Source organism: Streptomyces sp. NPDC107454 (assembly GCF_055582885.1).
The window spans coordinates 466414-483555 of the sequence record NZ_JBVJPA010000007.1 but is presented as its reverse complement, the minus strand read 5'-3'; the positions used below and the strand labels follow the sequence as shown (position 1 = coordinate 483555).

The 17142-nt window shown below is 70.4% G+C and carries 11 protein-coding genes; 2 read left to right on the top strand and 9 right to left on the bottom strand.

Features of this window, described 5'->3' with window-relative positions:
• The first annotated feature begins 41 nt into the window (after positions 1–41).
• Positions 42–1463 (top strand): GH39 family glycosyl hydrolase, encoded by a 1422-nt coding sequence (locus tag ACZ69M_RS20420; RefSeq protein WP_470051567.1) that lies wholly within the window; start codon positions 42–44, stop codon positions 1461–1463.
• 58 nt (positions 1464–1521) lie between these two features.
• Here ACZ69M_RS20420 and ACZ69M_RS20415 read toward each other — a convergent pair whose 3' ends face one another.
• From ACZ69M_RS20415 to ACZ69M_RS20395, 5 genes are all read right to left on the bottom strand, one after another.
• Complete coding sequence (locus tag ACZ69M_RS20415) at positions 1522–5370, bottom strand: lipopolysaccharide biosynthesis protein (protein ID WP_470051565.1); 3849 nt, start codon at positions 5368–5370, stop codon at positions 1522–1524.
• Positions 5363–6163 (bottom strand): polysaccharide deacetylase family protein, encoded by an 801-nt coding sequence (locus ACZ69M_RS20410; protein ID WP_470051564.1) that lies wholly within the window; start codon positions 6161–6163, stop codon positions 5363–5365. The genes ACZ69M_RS20415 and ACZ69M_RS20410 overlap by 8 nt, the downstream gene beginning before the upstream one ends.
• The gene (locus tag ACZ69M_RS20405; RefSeq protein WP_470051562.1) at positions 6160–7203 is read right to left on the bottom strand and encodes a glycosyltransferase family 2 protein; all 1044 of its coding nucleotides are present in this window, start codon (positions 7201–7203) and stop codon (positions 6160–6162) included. The genes ACZ69M_RS20410 and ACZ69M_RS20405 overlap by 4 nt, the downstream gene beginning before the upstream one ends.
• Positions 7200–8018: a glycosyltransferase family 2 protein gene (locus ACZ69M_RS20400; protein WP_054231071.1), complete on the bottom strand. Its 819-nt coding sequence runs from the start codon at positions 8016–8018 to the stop codon at positions 7200–7202. The genes ACZ69M_RS20405 and ACZ69M_RS20400 overlap by 4 nt, the downstream gene beginning before the upstream one ends.
• 412 nt (positions 8019–8430) lie before the next feature.
• Positions 8431–8859, bottom strand: coding sequence for a hypothetical protein (locus tag ACZ69M_RS20395; protein WP_470051560.1), 429 nt, complete (start codon positions 8857–8859; stop codon positions 8431–8433).
• Positions 8860–9269: 410 nt separating this feature from the next.
• Between ACZ69M_RS20395 and ACZ69M_RS20390 the strand changes: the two genes are divergently transcribed.
• On the top strand, positions 9270–10076 hold the full coding sequence (locus ACZ69M_RS20390; RefSeq protein ID WP_470051558.1) for an SGNH/GDSL hydrolase family protein: 807 nt from the start codon (positions 9270–9272) through the stop codon (positions 10074–10076).
• 7 nt (positions 10077–10083) lie between these two features.
• Here the strand turns inward: ACZ69M_RS20390 and ACZ69M_RS20385 are convergent, their stop codons facing one another.
• The 4 genes from ACZ69M_RS20385 to ACZ69M_RS20370 form a co-directional block, all read right to left on the bottom strand.
• Positions 10084–11742, bottom strand: a complete 1659-nt coding sequence (locus ACZ69M_RS20385) for a serine/threonine-protein kinase (RefSeq protein ID WP_470051556.1) — start codon at positions 11740–11742, stop codon at positions 10084–10086.
• A 156-nt stretch (positions 11743–11898) separates the two neighbouring features.
• A complete protein-coding gene (locus ACZ69M_RS20380; protein ID WP_470051719.1) occupies positions 11899–13662 on the bottom strand; it encodes an urease accessory protein UreH domain-containing protein in 1764 nt (587 codons plus the stop codon).
• A gap of 41 nt (positions 13663–13703) precedes the next feature.
• On the bottom strand, positions 13704–15281 hold the full coding sequence (locus ACZ69M_RS20375) for a tetratricopeptide repeat protein (protein ID WP_470051554.1): 1578 nt from the start codon (positions 15279–15281) through the stop codon (positions 13704–13706).
• A 139-nt stretch (positions 15282–15420) separates the two neighbouring features.
• Positions 15421–16944: a DUF4331 domain-containing protein gene (locus tag ACZ69M_RS20370; RefSeq protein ID WP_470051552.1), complete on the bottom strand. Its 1524-nt coding sequence runs from the start codon at positions 16942–16944 to the stop codon at positions 15421–15423.
• Positions 16945–17142 lie beyond the last annotated feature (198 nt).

Sequence of the window (17142 nt, the reverse complement as noted above, 5' to 3'; positions counted from 1 at the left end):
CCCTGTCCCACGGCCGATCCCCGCCGTTACTGTTGCCCTTGATGGGACGTCATGGGTGGAATTCGGGGGCACGGCGGTGGCGGCTCACCGCGCTGCTCGGCGTGGGAGTGGCCGCTCTGGCCCTGGTGGTGACCTTGCTCAACACCCTGCCCGGAGGCGGCGCGAGCACCGCGGGCACCACCCGCGACGGGGACAAGGTGCACGGCACCCCCGTCACCCCGCCCGAAACGCCGCAACCCGAGGTGGGCTGGGGCTTCACCCACACCCAGTACAGCGCCGACCAGAGCAGTGACACGGCCACCCGGCGCGTCGAGGGGCTGCTGCAGAAACAGTCGCTGCCGCAGATCCAGCACATCATGGGCTGGGGGGCGGGCAACCCCGAACCCTCCAAGGGGCGCTACGACTTCTCCGAGATGGACCGCCGTATCGACTTCATGCGGAAGTCCGGCGGGACCCCGGTCGTCACCCTGTGCTGCTCCCCGGACTGGATGAAGGGCGGCAAGGCCGGGGCCGACAACACGAACTGGAGCCAGGCCGCCCTGGAGACCGCCCCGGACCGCGCCCACTACGCGGACTTCGCCGCGCTCGCCGCGACCGTCGCCAAGCGCTATCCCGACGTCCGTCACTTCATCGTCTGGAACGAGTTCAAGGGCTTCTGGAACGACGGCAAGGCCCGCTGGGACTACGAGGGCTACACCGAGCTCTACAACCTCGTCTACAAGGCGCTGAAGAAGGTCAACAAGGACATCCTGGTCGGCGGGCCCTACCTCGTCATGGACAGCGTCGACCCGCGCCAGACGGAGAACGCGTCGACGACCCTGAAGGGCACCTGGGGCACCATGGACCAGCGGGTCCTCGACGCCTTCGACTACTGGAACAAGAACAAGGTGGGCGCCGACTTCGTCGTCGTCGACGGCTCCAGCTACACCAAGGACGACGACCTGCTCCCGAACGAGTTCGCGGCCACCGACAAGTTCACCGCCGTCAGCCGGTGGGTGCGCGAGCAGACCCACGGACTGCCTCTGTGGTGGGCCGAGTACTACGTCGAGCCCGCCGACGGCAACGACGAGCGCACGGGCTGGTCCGAGGCCCACCGCGTCGCCGTCCAGGCCGCCGGCCTGATCGCGATGGCCCGCGGCGGCGCCACCTCCGGCTTCTACTGGAACCCGGAGACGGAGAAGGGCACCGACTGCGCGGGCTGCCTGTGGACGCCGACCGACCGTGCCGGCGGGGGCTCCGCCCTGCCCATGCTCGACCTCGTCTCCCGCTTCAGCCGGGCGTTCGCCCCCGGCTCCACGTACGCGACGGTGTCCGTGGCCCCCGACGACGTGCCTAACGTCCGCGTCCTCGCCACCGACAAGGCCGTCCTGGTCGTGAACACCCTGAACCGGTCCATCAACGCGCAGGTGGACGGCAAGCGGTTCGACATGAAGGCCTACGAAGTGAAGTGGCTCACCCGCTGAACCCGTGATCCCGGGTCGGGGTGAGCCACTCCGCCCGGCTGGGCGTCGTCCTGCCGTCCTACTTCATGGTCAGGAACCGCTGTACGAGCGAGGCCAGCAGCACCGCCAGCAGTGGCAGCGAGAACCAGAAGCTGCTCTGCAGCCACCGCAGCTGCCGCACACTCGGCCGCACCGCGACCCGTACGACCTCCCGCGCCGCCAGCATGATGATGAGCGCCACCGCCGCCAGCGCGCCGATGACCGACCACGGTGTCCAGGTGACCAGGGGACCGATCGGCCCCGGACTGGGCTCGAGCACCTTGCCCGCGGGCTGCCCCCGCAGCGCGTACATCGTCACGTCGTCGTTGACGAGGACCTTCTTCAGGTCCTGCCGGTCGTCGAGGTTGCGGATGAGCCGCGACTCCCAGGTCGCCGAGTAGCCCACGTCCATCTGGAGGTAGACCACCTGGCTGCGGTTGATCATGAGGTACGAGTTCGGGCCGGCGTCCCTGAGCGACTTGACCAGCCCGGACACCAGGACCGGGTCGCTCGGCGCCAGCGTCGGCACGTACTGCACCTTCTCCATGTCCCGGGTGCCCCACGGCATCGCGGGCGTCACGTTGTTGACCGTGTCGTTGCTCAGCCACAGCAGCCGTACCGTCGGCTTGTCGTGGGCGTACACGTAGTTCATGGCCGTGACCTCGCCCGGCCGGATCCGCTCGAAGGACTCGTTGCCCCAACGGGCGACCAGGAAGCCGCCCATGAGCAGCAGACCCGCCATGAGCGCGGCCAGCGGGGCGAGGCTCACCCGGTCCTTCTCCCGTTCCTTCGCGGTGACGCCGGTGCGCGGGAAGAGGGCGAGGCCGGCCAGCAGCGCCGCCCCCGGCAGGGCGAACATGAAGACCCGCAGGGCCATCTCGCCGCCGTACGACTGCATGCCGAAGCCCAGGAACGGGACGAAGGTCAGGACGAGCAGCGACCGCTCGCGGTACTTGTGGTCGCGCCGCCGCCACCAGCCCCAGCAGGCGAAGGCCATCACACCGCCGGCGAGCAGCACGCGCGCGTAGAGAACGAGTTTGTGCGTCGAACTGCCGCCCTGGATACGGCCGGAGACGGAGGTCGACACATTGCTGCCGACGCCGCCGACCCCGCCGAACAGGTCGTTGAAGTGCCCCGACCAGTACGGCTCGGCCATGAAGCCGATCCAGACGGAGACCAGCACGGCGAACAGGACCGGCAGCCCGCGCAGTTCGCAGCGGCCCACGAGGACGAGGACCGCGAGCACCCCGAGCATCACGAACGGGGTGAGCTGGTGTGCCGGGACGCTCGCCGCGAACAGGCCGATCAGCACCATGAGGAGCACGGCCCGCTGGCGCCGGTCCGTCGGCTCGACCTCCGCCTCGCCCGGGCGCACCTTCGCCCACAGCACACGCGGCGCCCGGAACCACACCAGGAGGATCGCCACGAAGACGAGGTAGAGGAGGTAGGTGAAGCCCTGTGGGGAGAAGTAGTCCTGGCCCACCCAGCCGCTCAGCACGAAGATCCAGATGCCGGTCCACTTGGCGCGCCAGCTCGCCCGCATCGACCGCACGAGCAGGAACATCGGCGCCAGGTAGAGCAGCTGCATGGTCAGCGGCCACCAGCGGATCACCTCGGTGAGGTCGCTGACACCGCAGGCCCTGGCGACGAACGCGGCGCCCGCGAAGAAGCCCGGCCAGCTCCAGCGGGCGTCCAGGTCGGGTACCGCGGATCCGGTGCGGTCGATGTAGTCGATGAAGCCGAGGTGCTGCCAGGCGGTGGCGAACCGTGGCTCGGTCTCGATGACCGCGGGGAGCGCGTGCAGGGAGATCACGGTGGCGAGCAGGGTGATGAGCAGCAGGCCCCTGTGCTCGCGGTTCATCCAGAGCAGCGAGGCGAAGACCGTGATCAGGAGGGCCGCGCCGATCAGGGTGGGCAGCGGCAGGACGGAGATGAGGCCGAGGCCGCCCATCTTGTCGAGGGAGGCGTCGTCGAGGCCCAGTGCCGGGACCCAGTAGAGAAGCAGTGCGGAGATCAGCAGGAAGCCGAGGAGCACGCCGGGTTTGGAAGGGTGTCGTAGGCGTTCGCGAAGGGGTGGCGTGGTGTTGTCCGGCGGCTGCGGGTCGTCCGTGGCCGGACGCGCAGGTCCCCGCGCCTCCGCCGGGGCGCTGTCCGTGCCCTCTGACGCGAAGGAGGCCGTTTCGAAGGGGGCGTCCACTTCCGGGGCCTCCGCCGGACCCAGGGAAGCCTCCGAGCCCGGCTCGCGCGCCTCCACCGGCAGCCCCACTGAGGGCAGTTGCGGCTTGAGCGCCCAGGTCGGGCGGTGGTCAGGGCGTGCCTTGGGTGTGCCCGTGGGCGGGGTGCCGGGGCCCGGGCGGACGTCCGGGCGGCGTTCCTGGTGGTCGAAGTCGACGTGCACGCCGAGGGCGAGGGTGTCGGAGTCGAGGGCCCAGGCGGGCCCCCGCTTCGCCTCGCGCGGCCCCGCCGCGGCCACGTCGCGCGCGCCCAGGTCGGCGAGGTCACCGTCCGGCGCCGCGCCCGCCGGGAGTTCGGCGGGCGGCGCGGTCCGTACGATCTTGAACAGCTTGGGCGCGGCGATGGACACGATCACCGCGAGGCTGGAGATCTCCGCGACGCCCGCCCCGGTCAGGCCCATCCGGGGCAGCAGGAGCACCGTCAGGCCGAGGACCAGGACGCACAGCAGGCCCTGCAGATAGGCGAGTCCGGAGGTGCGGCTCTGGGCGCGCAGCACCGCGAAGTACGTCTCCATGACGACCCGCAACAGCGCGCCGACCGCGAACCAGCGCAGCAGCGGGGTCGCCGCGTGCGCGTAGCCGTCGCCGAAGACGTGCAGGATGAACGGAGCTCCGACGAACAGCAGTCCGCACACGGGCAGCATGATCCGGGCCATGCGCTTGATCGCGGCCCGGGTGTTCGCGGCGAGCCGCGCGGGGTCGTGCGAGCCCTCGACGGTCAGCGAGGCGCCCATGTTGATGGCGAGCAGGTTGACCGTGCCGCCGATCGTCGTGGTGATGTAGAAGTACGCGTTGTCGGAGGAGCTGACCTGCGAGGCGACGATCACCGGGACGAGATAGACCACGGCGAGCGAGAAGAGCGAGCCGGTGTAGTCGCCGGCGAGGAAGCGTCCGACCTCCTTGAGCGTGGGCGGGTTCGCGCGCTCCTCGGTCGCCTTGATGTGCCGGGGGACCAGCCGCCGGAAGACCAGCAGGCCGAGCGGTACCACCGACAGGGCGATCGCGGCGACCCAGGAGACGAAGACACCCGTCGTCGGGATCGCGGCGGCGAGCCCGACCAGCAGTGCCAGCTTCACCGCGGAGAACACGGTGTTGCCCACCGGTACCCAGAGCGCGCTGCGCAGTCCGGTCAGCACACCGTCCTGAAGGGTCAGCAGCGACCAGGCGACGACCGCCAGGATGAAGCCGAGGCCGTTGAGCGGGCCGTGCAGGAAGCGGTACGAGGGTCCCCATGCGTTCAGCGTCAGCAGGAAGACCACGGCGGCCAGCGCCACGACCACCGAACTTCCCGCGTACGTACGGAAGATGAGCCGTCCGGTGGCGCGGCCCGCGACGGGGATGAAGCGGGCAAGGGCGCCGGTCAGGGTCACCGCGGTCAGACCCGCGAGGAGCTTCATCGCGGCGATCGCGGCGGAGCCCTGGCCGACCGCGGCGTCGGAGTAGTAGCGGGCGGCGACCAGCCAGTAGCCGAGCCCGAGCACCGCGGAGATCCCGGTGTTGAGCATCAGGGCGTAGGCGTTGCGGAAGAGTTGGTTGCCTCCGCCGCCGCCGTCCTTGCGGCCCCGGCCGGGCAGGCGGAGGCGGCGCCCGGGCCGTTGCTCGGGCGCCTCGGCGGTGGGCGATGAAGCCTGGGCTGTGGTCGTCGTGTCAGACACGGGAACGGCTGGCCTTCCGGCGGACCTGTCGTGCTCTTCGGACCATGGCGTACCCCTTGGTGAGTGCGCGGTCCCGGACGAAATTGCGCGCGATCGCGCGGCCCTCCACGAGCCGCTCGAACTCCTCGATACCGGTGCTGCGGCGCACGGTCACGCGTTGCAGGGCGTACGGCCCCTGGCGGCGGAGCGCCAGGCCGTTGCCGACGGCGAGCGACTGGGCGAAGCCCGTCTCCCGCACCACCTGGCGCACCCGGCGGCTGGAGTAGCCGTAGGGGTACGCGAACGAGGCCGGGCGGCTGCCCAGCTCGTCGGCGATGATCTCCTTGCAGCGCAGCACCTCGAACCGCAGCGCGTCGTCGGAGAGCTGGTCCAGCTGCGGGTGTGTGTGGCTGTGCCCGCCGATCTCGACCTGCTCGGCGGCGAGTTCGCGCACCTGAGCCCAGTTCAGCATGGCGTCGAGGCCGCCTCCGGTGTCGTACGCGCCCTTGATCCACCCCGTCGAGACGAACAGCGTGGCGGCGAAGCCGTGCTTGGCCAGCACGGGCAGCCCGTGCCGGTGCACGCCCTCGTAACCGTCGTCGAAGGTGATCAGCACGGGTCGCTCCGGCAGCGGTCCGCCGGACCGCCAACGCGCCGCCAGCGCCGCCGTGTCGACGGGGGTGAACCCCTGGTCCCCGAGCAGCGCCATCTGCTCGGCGAACGCCTCGGGCCCCACGGACAGCTCACGCGTCGCGTCATTGGGCGCGGCGGCGATGGAGTGGTACATGAGGATGGGTACGGGAGTGTCCTTCACCGGCCCGCACCTCCCTCGCGCACCCGGCCCGCGGCCCCTTCGCGTCCCGGACCGCTCCCGGTCCCGTTCCCGATCTCGGCCACGGTGAACGTGGCGCCGCCCCTGCGGGCCCGGACGCTGCCGAGTGCGTACCCGCCGGCCGCCGTCAGGACACCGGCCACGATGGCGCCCGCCCGGCCGGCGCCGCCCGGGCGGGCGAGCAGGGCGTCGCGCAGCCCACGGGCCACCCCGGCGGGCAGGACGCGGGTCGTGTAGCGGCGCTCCGACTCGAGGCCCTTGTCGGCGCCGACGCTCCGGGCGACCAGGGCCTTGGAGAGGCCCTCGGCGTAGGCGCGGGTGCGGAAGTACGCGAAGTGCTCGCGTGGTTCCGGTACCCGGTGGTGGATGACCGCGCGGTCGTCGATCAGCAGGATCGCGTCCGGGCGGGCGCGGGTGAGGCGGATGCACAGCTCCGTCTCCTCGCAGCCCAGCGGACGCTTGTCGCCGTCGCGGCCGATGCCGGTCGCGAAGCCGCCCGCCGCGTCGAACGCCGTACGACGGAAAGAAGCGTTTCCGCCCAGGACGTTGCGGACCTGGACCCGGCCCGGTGGCAGCCCCTTGTACGTGCAGCCCACCACCCAGTCGAACTCCTCGGGGAACCAGGCGGGCCGGCGACCCGACGCCCAGATCGGCATCGTACGGCCGCCGACGGCCATGACCCGTGGGTCGGCGTATCCCGAGGCGAAGTGGCGCAGCCAGTCGCGCTCGGCCACGGCGTCGTCGTCGAGGAACGCGATGATCTCGCCGTGCGCGACGGCGATCCCGGTGTTGCGGCCCGCGGACAGGCCGCGCGGGCCCGCGTTGGCGAGCACCCGTACCGCGTCGGTCTCCTTGTACTCCCTGCTCAGCCGGTCGAGCAGGGTGGCGTTGTGGTCCACGACGAGGAGCGTCTCCAGGGCGGGCAGCGACTGCGCCCGCACCGAGGAGACCGCCGCGAGGATGTCCTCCCAGCGGTCCTCGGTGTAGACGCAGATCACCACAGAGATGTCGGGACTGCTCAAGACACCTCTCCCTGGCCCGAGTCGAGCTGGGCGGCGTGCGGCCTGCGGCGCAGAGCACGCCGGTTGGAACGCTCACCCATGATCACCTTGAGCACCCTGAACCCGTCCCGCACGGCCCGCAGATTGCTCGTGCCGTGGATGCGGAGGTACTCGTGGCTGGGTATCTCCTGCACCTTGAGCCCGGCCTTGACCACCCGGATGTTCATCAGGGTCTCGACCTCGAAGCCGGTGCAGTCGAGTTCGATCTGGTCCAGGCAGTGTCGCCAGAACGCGTTGTAGCCGTAGCAGAGGTCGGTGTAGCGGGCGCCGAACTTGGCGTTGACGGCCGCGCACAGCACCCGGTTGCCCAGCTTGCGGATCGGTGTCATGTCAGAGGTGCCGCCGCCGTTGGCGAACCGCGACCCCTTGGCGAAGTCCGCCCCGGACACCAGCGCGGACACATACGACACGATCTCGTGGCCGTCGGCAGAGCCGTCCGCGTCGACCATCACGATGATGTCGCCGGTGCACGCCTCGAATCCGGTGATCAGGGCGTCGCCCTTGCCCTTTCCCTGCTGCTCGACGACCTTGACGTCGGGCCACAGTTCACGGGCCACCTCGACGGTGTTGTCCGTGGAATTGCCGTCGACAAGAACCACTTCGTGTATCCAGGCGGGAAGGGTCTTGAAGACGTACGGGAGATTCTCCGCCTCATTCATGGCGGGGATCACGACACTCACCGGCGGCGCTATGGCCAGGTGAGAGGAGATCGGCCGGTATTTGCCGGCCATTAACGGATCTTCGCCCGATACGGCTGGGCGCAGGACTGAGCTCATGAGTCTGGTCCCTCTCGTCCGGTGGACCGCCCGCCCCTGGGCGGTCCGGCTTTTAGTCCGGTTCGAAAGGGGGGTTCTCACCTACGGCATGACGAAATGGATCTCCGTGCATGCCGGGTGAGCTGGCAAAGCTGGCCGATTCCGAAGGCGGAAGTCCGAAGACGGAACCCCGAGGACGGAATTCCGGATGCGGAAACCGGTCGCGCGGCACGACTCGGCACAAGTGTGGTCACCGAGCACGGCACCCCCCTACCGCGCCCCGCCCCGGACCCTCTTCGCGATCTTGAGCCCTCCCCTAGATCGCATGTGCGTGATGGTCCGATGCGGGTGAGATGTATGACGGTATTGACGATTGCGTCCATATGGCAAGGCCTGGAACGACGTCTCACGTTTTTGTTGGTTTGGCCGTTACCTAACGACTCGAACTGATTTTCCCCGTCCGCTTGCGCACTCGTCGTGCCACCACGAGGAGGAGAACGAGAGAGCTGATCGCCGTCACGGCCACGATTCCGCCATGGACCGACCACCGGTGCACCGCCAGCATGCCCTGGGCGACAAGGAGGTCGACGGCGATCGCTCCCGCGACGGACGTCACCGTGCGGGCGAAGGGATCCAGCCCGCGCAGCGCGGCCCCGATGGCGGCTCCTGGCGCGGCGAGCAGGAAGAAGAGCGTGAACGGGCCGCGCAGGGAAGAGTCCACGTCGGCGAGCGCGAGTACCGCGCCGACCCCCGCGACGGCCACCGCCATGCCCGTGAGCAGCGGGACCAGGTCCCTCCCCGGATCCTGTCCCGACCGCTTGTCACTGTCTGATGAAGGTGACTTGATGCCTATGGTCTGCATGGGCGACTTTGCCCCCTGAAGCGCCGGATGCCGGGCTTCAATGTCGCGCAGCGGGCTGGGGGCCGTCAAGACGCGGTGGGCACTCATGGGGCCTTCTTGGTCGACTTCAAACATGGGGCGCGAGTGTTCACCGCGTGTTCCCCGGAGGCGCCGGCCGTCTCCGGGGAACCGCCTTGTGGAGCAGGCGGGTTGAGGCGTCGCGCGGGGTGATCTTCGACGCGACCCGTATCGGTGCACGGCACGGGGCGGTCATTCAGGCTTCGACCAGGCTTCGGCGTAAGGGAGTTGACGCCCCGTCATCGCAGCGGACGACGGTCGTGGGGGTCGAAAAGTCTTGGCATGGACACTTCCTGTCAACACGCGTAGCTGCTACGACAGTTGTGGCAGAGATCCTGCTAAAGGGAGGTTCCATGAGACGTTCCCGAATTACGGCATACGTGACCTCACTCCTCCTCGCCGTCGGCGTCACCCTCACCGGGGCCGCGACGGCGCAGGCGTCCGGAACCGTCGCGGCCACCGGCTACGTGGCCCTCGGTGACTCCTACTCGTCCGGTGTCGGCGCGGGCAGCTACATCAGCTCCAGCGGCGACTGCTTGCGCAGCACGAAGGCGTACCCCTACCTCTGGGCCGCCGCCCACTCACCGTCGTCGTTCGACTTCACGGCCTGCTCGGGTGCCCGTACGGGTGATGTCCTGGCGAACCAGCTGGGCCCGCTCAGCTCCTCCACCGGCCTCGTCTCTCTCAGCATCGGCGGCAACGACGCGGGCTTCGCGGACGTCATGACGACGTGCGTGCTCCAGTCCGACAGCGGCTGTCTGTCCCGCATCGCCACCGCCAAGGCCTACGTCGACTCCACGCTCCCCGGCCAACTCGACTCCCTCTACTCCGCGATCAGCTCGAAGGCGCCCGCCGCCCATGTGGTCGTCCTCGGCTACCCCAGGTTCTACAAACTGGGCGCGACCTGCCTCGGCCTCTCCGACACCAAGCGCGCCGCGATCAACGGCGCCGCCGACTACCTGGACAGCGCCATCGCCAAGCGCGCCGCCGACCACGGCTTCACCTTCGGCGACGTCAGGAGCACCTTCACCGGCCACGAGCTCTGCTCCGGCAGTGCCTGGCTGCACAGCCTGAACCTGCTGAACATCACCGAGTCGTACCACCCCACCGCGGCCGGCCACTCCGGCGGCTATCTGCCGGTCTTCACCTCGGCCGCCTGACCGCCCCTCACGGAGACGTGGAAGCGGAGGCCTCGTCCGACGGGGTCTCCGTCACACACGTCACCGAGAACGGCACCGAGTTGGACGTCGTCCGGACGGGGCTGCGCACCTCCACGCTGATCTCGTTCTGGAAGGTCCCGCTCGCGTTGTACGTCGTCAAGAAGATCGACTTCTGTTTGGTTTTGCCGCCGTCCGACGAGAACGACAGGGTCTTCCAGCCCGGGTCGGACACCTCGCCCGTCTTCAACACCCAGCGGTACTGGACGTCCACCGGTACACGGCCCACCGTGAAGGTCGCCGTGAAGGTCGGCGCCTGCGCCTGGGGCGGCGGGCAGGAACCGGAGTAGTCGGTGTGCGCACCCGCCACCGTCACCTGCACGGACTGGGCCGGCGGCGAGCTCGTACGAGCGCTGCTCGACGGACTGTCCGAGGGCGTGGAGCCGCCCGGGGCGGCCGTGTCGCTCTTGCTGCCGCTCGCGGACGGCGAACTCCCGCCGCCGGAACCGCTCTTGGTGCCACTCCCGCTGCTGCTGTCGTTGCTGCTCCCGCCGCCGTTGTCACGGTTGATCAAGGCGTACGTCAGTCCGCCCAGGGCGAGCGCGAGCGCGATCACGCCCCCGATCACGGCGGCGGCCGCGCGCCGGCTGCGTACGGGCTCCGTGGAGGTGGGGGTGTCGGTGTACGGCGGATACGGCGTGTAACCCGGCTGCGGTCCCTGCGGAGAGGTCCGGGACGGCTGCGTGGGAGGTCCGAATCCCGGCGGCGGCTGCGCGGGCTGGGAGAACGAGGAGATCGTCGGCGACTGGGTGGTCGGCGACGGCGGTCCCGCGGCCGGGAAGCCGCCCGCGGCGACCAGCCGCAGATCGCTCTCCGCCTGCGCGGCGCTCAGCCGCTCGGCCGGGTCCTTCCTCAGCAGACCCTCGATCACGGGCGCGAGCGGCCCCGCGCGGCGCGGCGGCGGCAGCGGCTCGTCGACGATGGCCCGCAGAGTGCTCAGCGGGGTGTTGTGACGGAAGGGCGAGTTGCCCTCGACTGTCGCGTACAACAGGACGCCGAGCGACCACAGGTCGGACTCGGGCCCGGGCGTACGACCGAGCGCCCGCTCGGGGGCGAGGAACTCGGGCGAACCGATGACCTCGCCCGTCATCGTCAGCGCCGAACTGCCCTCGACCGTCGCGATACCGAAGTCCGTGAGGACGACCCGGCCCTCGTTCGACAGCAGCACGTTCGCCGGCTTCACATCGCGGTGCAGCACCCCCGCCTCGTGTGCGGCCCGCAGGGCGGAGAGCACCTCGGCGCCGATGTCGGCGGCGCGCTGCGGCGACTGCGGCCCCTCGGAGTCCAGCAGGTCGGACAGGGCGACGCCACGGACGAGTTCCATGACGATCCAGGGGCGGCCGTCCTGCGTCGCCACGTCGTACACCGTCACCACATTGCGGTTCGCGACCCGGGCCGCGGCCCACGCCTCGCGCTCCAGCCGGGCGTACATCCGCTCCACGTCGTGCGCCGGGATCCCGGCGGGCGCACGGACCTCCTTGACGGCGACCTCGCGGTGCAGCACCTCGTCACGGGCGCGCCACACGGTCCCCATACCGCCCTCGCCCAAGGGGGAGAGCAGGCGGTAGCGGCCCGCGATCACACGTTCACTGCCCGGCTCTTCGGACACGGGTCCCCCATTCGCAGCCAACTCGTATACTGCCCAGGTCGCGGCGGGACACGCCGGAGGGGTAACACTGCGCCAGCGGTCGAATGCCCGTGAACCTCAGCCCGAAGGGCTGGAATCCCTCGTCTCCAGGGTGAGGGAGGATGTCAGAAAAGTAGCTCAGCCGAGTACGGATGTCGCCCCCTTGAGTACCAATCCGGCACCAAGGGCCACGACGACGAACGCCGAGCCCAGCGGTGCGCTCCGGCGCATCAGCGCCGCGACCGGTCCGCCGGCCCACCGGGGACGCTTCGCCAGCGCCCGGTTCATCCCGTCGCCCAGCTTGACGACGGCGAACCCGGCCGCCGTGAGCGTCAGGGCGAGACCGACGCCGTACGCCAGGACGAGAAGTAGGCCGAACCACGCCTGTCCCAGCGCCGCCGCGCCCACCAGGACGACCACGGCGGAGGGGCTGGGCACGAGTCCGCCGGCGAATCCGAGCAGGATCGTCCCGCGGAGGGTGGGGGCCACCTCGTGGGTGTGGGTGAAGCCGCCGTGGGTGTGTTCGAGGGCGGGGGAGACGGCGGGGTCGTGCGAGTGGGAGTGGGAGTGGGGGTGAGGGTGCGCGTGGTCGTGGTGGTGGCCATGCGCATGGTCGTGGCCATGGTCGTGGGAATGTCCGCGCTCGTGCCCGTGTGTGTGCGGCTTGCTGTCCGTCGCCGTCGCCGTTGCCGTCGCGGCGGACGCGTGGGCGTGGGCGAGGACCAGGGGGCGTTCGCGCTCTTCGGCGTGCTCGTGGCCGTGCTCGTGCTCGTGGTCGTCGGCGTGGCTGTGCGCGTGGTGGTCATGGGCGTGGTCGTGCGCGTGGCCGTGCGCGTGGTCGTGGGCGTGCTCAAGTCCGGGTCGCCGCGGCCGGTTGCGCCAGGCCCGGCGTACGAGCGTGGCGCCCGCGTAGGTCACCAGGACGCCGCTGGCGATGCCGAGCCACGCGATCACGGAGGGCGCCGCGGCCGAGCCGGCCGTCACCAGGAGGCCGAGGGCGACCACACCCAGGGTGTGGGTGACCGTGACGGAGGCGGCCAGCGGCATCACGTCCCGCAGCCCCGCCTTGCCGCCGCGCGCCGCGGCCGTCGCGGCCATCAGGGTCTTGCCGTGACCGGGCGCGAGCGCGTGCATCGCGCCCAGGAACACGGAGATGAGCAGGGCCAGCGCGGCGAAGCCGACGGTGAGGTGATGGCGGGCCACCAGGTTGTTCAGCGCCTCGGTCCAGCGGTCGGCGCCCCGGGGCAGTATGGAGGCGCCGGGGGCCTGCGGCCGCTCCTCGACGAGGGCGGGGCCGCCGGGGCGGATCCGCAGGGACGCGGTCGCGGTGTCGGCGGGGGAGGAGAGCAGTGCCTTGGGGTAGCTGGTCAGTTCGTGCGACACCGACTTGGTCGGTACGTCCGAGGCGGTCAGCGTCATCCGGTCGCCGCGCGCGGTGATCTCGCGCCAGCCGGGTCCCCGGTCGGCACCGGCGCTGTGGAAGCCGAGCGAGACCGTGCCCTGCTCGGGCAGCGCGGCCGTCAACCGGCACTCCACGCGCAGGGTGTTGAGTCCGGCCTGTCCGGGGCGCAGCTTCGCCCGGCTCGTGGCGACGGAGAGCGCGGCCGGATGTCCGTCGACGGTGACCTTGCTGCCGTTCGCGGCCGTCTCGCAGCGCTGCCGGGCCCAGTCCGTCATACCGAGCTTCTCGAGGTCGGGCTTGGCCTGGGTGGCCGGGATCTCGGCGAGGTCCTCGACGTGGTCGACGCGCAGCTGCCCGGGGGCGGCGACGAGTCCGTCGTACCGGTTGACGGTGAAGTTGCCGAGCGGATGCGCGCTCGCGGCCGCGGTGGGGACGAGGACGAGGGCGCAGGCGGCGGTGAGGACGGCCGCGCAGGAGGCGAGCAGCCGACGCGACCTCACCCGCGGGGACTTCGCCCGCCGGCCGCGCGTGCGAAGGGGCTTCACTTGGCCTCCCCCAGAGCCTTGCGGGCCGCACGGGCGCCCAGGGGTGAGAAGCCCGCGTTCAGGTCGAGGGCCGACTTCAGCGAGGCGCGGGCCTCCTTCTCGTGACCGGTGGCGCGCTCGATCATGCCGCGGTGGTAGAGGAAGGACGCGTTGCGGTAGCCGGTGGCCGTGGCCTGGCGGGCGTACGGCAGAGCTTCCTTGTCGCGGCCGTTGACGTGCAGCGCCCAGGCGAGCGCGTCCGCCGTGTGCACGGTGTGGCGGCGGGCCCACTCGGCGCGGGCAGCCTTGAGCGCGTCCCCCCGGTTGCCGTGGTCGGCGGCGGCGAGCGCGGTGTCCAGGTCGGCGTTGACACCGTAGGAGTGGGCCAGCGAGACCCAGGCGGTCACCAGGGCGTACTGGTCGCCGGCCTTCTGCGCGTCGCCGGCCCGGCCGCGCGCCTCGTACAACTCACCCAGTTCGACGAGTGGTTGGGGGAGCGGATAGCGCTCCACGACCTGTTCCATGCCCTTGATCGCCGCCGCCTGGTCGCCCAGCGCGGCCTGGGCGCGGGCGCGGCCCTCGAGGGCGGGGAGGTAGCTGTCATCGGCGGCGAGGGCTCGGGCGTAGTACTTCAGCGCGGAGTCGTAGTCGCCCTGGTTCCAGGCGAGTTGGCCGAGCGCCGCCGCCACGTACGAGACGTCGCCCCGGCTCGTCGCCGTGTCGAGCGCCTGCTGAAGGACGCGGCGGGCGGTCTTCACATCGCCGCGCAGCTCGTGGACGTAGGCGTACCGGGTGAAGACGGGGACGCCCGGTCGGCGCGAGTCGGCCAGGTCGGCGGCCTTCGAGGCGTCGGCGTAGCGGCCGAGTTCGACGAGCGCGTCGATACGGGAGGAGAGGGCGCGCTCGCTGTACGGGTTCTCCTTCAGCACCTTGTCCGCGTAGGTCAGGGCGCCGGTGAAGTCGTGCCGGGCGGCGGCGAGGGCGGCGCGGCCGGCGAGCGCCGACTCGTTGCCGGGACGCAGCTTCAGGGAGCGGTCCAGTGCCTGCTGCGCCTGGGGGTAGCGGGAGGGGTCGCCCTTGGTGCGGGCCTGCTCGACGTAGGCGAGTCCGAGGGTGGCCCAGCTGTCGAAGTCCGCGGGCTGGGTGCGGAGATGGGACTGCAGCGAGGTGATGCTGGCGTCGAGGTTCCCGCCGGCCAGCAACTCCGGTGACACGGCACCGGTCGTGGCGGCGACCGCGGTGCCCGAGCCGTCCCGCAGAGCCCCGACGATCACGGCCCCGGCGGTGAGAGCGAGGGCCAACGAGGCTGCGCAGAGCCCGAGTTGAGCCGCCCGCCAGCGACGTGTCGAGGCGGACACCCGCCGGACGGCGGCGACGCGTTCATCGGTCACGGGCGGCTGGTCTTCGACCACGGACAAGTGGTCTTTGGGCACGGGCGACTCGGCTTCGGGCTCGGGCAAGTGATCCTCGGCCACCGGCAGCTCGGCTTCGGGCTCGGGTTCGGGCTCGGAAGCGTCGTGCGGAGGCTGTGGGTCGGCCGTCGTCACCTCGTCGGGCTCGCCCTCCGGCGCGCTCTCGTTCGTACGCGGGGACATGCCCTCTCCTCAAAGTCCTTGGGGTGAACGGTCGTCGTGGGGGTGGGGCGGCGCGGCCCGCGGTGTGGGGGGTGGCGGGGTGCGGGCCGCGCCAGTCGGTGGACCGGGCCCGGTCAACGGGCCCGGTCGTCAGGGCCGGTCAGTAGGCCCGGTTGTACATGCGACGGCGCCACCACATGACGCCGGCGCCGATCAGCAGGACCCCGGCCACACCCGCCGCCGCGGAGCCCGCGATCAGCATGATGTTCGTGCTGCCGGAGCCCGTCTGCAGGGCGTCACCCAGCTGGTTCTTGACGTTGCTTCCAGCGCCCTTCGCCAGCGGTCCGCGCGAACCCGAGGTGGGCTCGGCCACGTAGGGGAACGACTTCTCGAAGCTCTTGTCGTTCTTGTCGACCGAGTCCGACAGACCGGTCTTCTGGCCGAGGAGCTCGCCCTCGACGACCCGCAGCGAGGCGTCGATCACGTCGTCGGTGAGCCGACGCCCGTTCGGGAAGCCCGCGTTGTCGCCGTCGAGCACACCGAGCCGCTTGGGGTGCATGCTGGGCTTGATCGAGGTGTTGAGTCGCAGCTCCTCCGCCGGGCGCACCTTGGGCGGCTGGTTGAGGCCCTTTACGCCCTTCAGGAACACGTCGACCAGGTCGTTGCGCGGCTCGGCGGGCGCCTTGATCTTGTAGATCGCCTCGATGAGCTTGGGCAGCTCCGGGTTGGTCACGTTCTTCAGGAACTGCGCGTCCTCCCAGGGCGAGGACGCGTTGAACTTGTCCTTGTCCTTCTGCGGGTTGACGACCTCGTTGACCAGCGGGCTGCCCAGACGCGAGACCTGGGTGTAGTAACCGCGGGCGTCCTTGCGCTGGACGGTGGACCAGATGCCGACGATCGGCTGGTGCGACGACTCCTGGATCATGTAGTTGGGCACCTGCAGGGCCAGCGTGTTGACGTTGTAGCCCTTGAGCGTGTCACGCCCGACCTCGGACAGGTTGCCGCCGTACAGCAGGTCGAAGACCCGCAGATCGGCGAAGAACGGGTCGTCCGCCTGGCCGGCGAAGGTCGTCGAGTCGCCCGCGAGCTTGTACACGGCCTGGTTGCGCAGCTTCGTGTAGTCCGGCATCGACGCCTTGCCGACGTTCGACGGCGCGACCGGGATGTCGTCCGCGACCTTCGTCTTGGAGATCAGCTTCTGGTTGTGCATCCGCAGCAGATCGATGTCGTAGGTCTGCGTGATGTTCAGGTCCGGGTCGTCGAGGCTGTTGACCGGGCCCGTGTTGTAGAGGAACGTGTCGCCGTTCTTGCGGTGCGTCTTGAAGGTGTACCGGTACACCAGCTCGCTCTGCGCGTCACCGTTGTTGTCGATGTGGATGTCGTACTGGGCGTCGTCGGCGAACGTGTAGAAGTTCGGCCCGCCGGCCGGCTCCTCGAAGGGTATGAAGTTCGCGATGACCGTCGTTGTGTCCGGCTTGTCCGGGCTGACGAAGGCGTACAGGTCGGTGTTGTCGTACTGGGGAGTGCCCGAGATGAGCGGGGCCTCCCGGTGACTGGAGGCGGAGGCCGCCCCGGGGTCCAGCGCGGCCACGCCGGCGGCTACGAGCCCCCCGGCAGCCAGCGCACCGCAGACGAGGGTCGCGAGACTCCTGCGTCCCAAGCCACTCCTGGAGATAGGTGTCATGCCGTCCGTCCTCAGTTCCCAATTGCCTGACGCACGCCATTCGGAGCGGTCGCCGGGGTGGATTGGTCGAATCCCAAACGTTCTTACGGCGGGTTTCGCGGCTCGTTTCACCGACGGGCCGGTTTCTTTCACGGCGTTCTCAGCGGCCCCTCATCACTCTTTGGCAACCGACCCGCGTTTTGACTGTCGTGATCCGTA

Coding starts and splice junctions, on each gene's coding strand:
- ACZ69M_RS20420 (WP_470051567.1), top strand. CDS start 42: ATGGGACGTCATGGGTGGAATTCGGGGGCACGGCGGTGGCGGCTCACC.
- ACZ69M_RS20400 (WP_054231071.1), bottom strand. CDS start 8,018: ATGAGCTCAGTCCTGCGCCCAGCCGTATCGGGCGAAGATCCGTTAATG.
- ACZ69M_RS20395 (WP_470051560.1), bottom strand. CDS start 8,859: ATGCAGACCATAGGCATCAAGTCACCTTCATCAGACAGTGACAAGCGG.
- ACZ69M_RS20390 (WP_470051558.1), top strand. CDS start 9,270: ATGAGACGTTCCCGAATTACGGCATACGTGACCTCACTCCTCCTCGCC.
- ACZ69M_RS20375 (WP_470051554.1), bottom strand. CDS start 15,281: ATGTCCCCGCGTACGAACGAGAGCGCGCCGGAGGGCGAGCCCGACGAG.
- ACZ69M_RS20370 (WP_470051552.1), bottom strand. CDS start 16,944: ATGACACCTATCTCCAGGAGTGGCTTGGGACGCAGGAGTCTCGCGACC.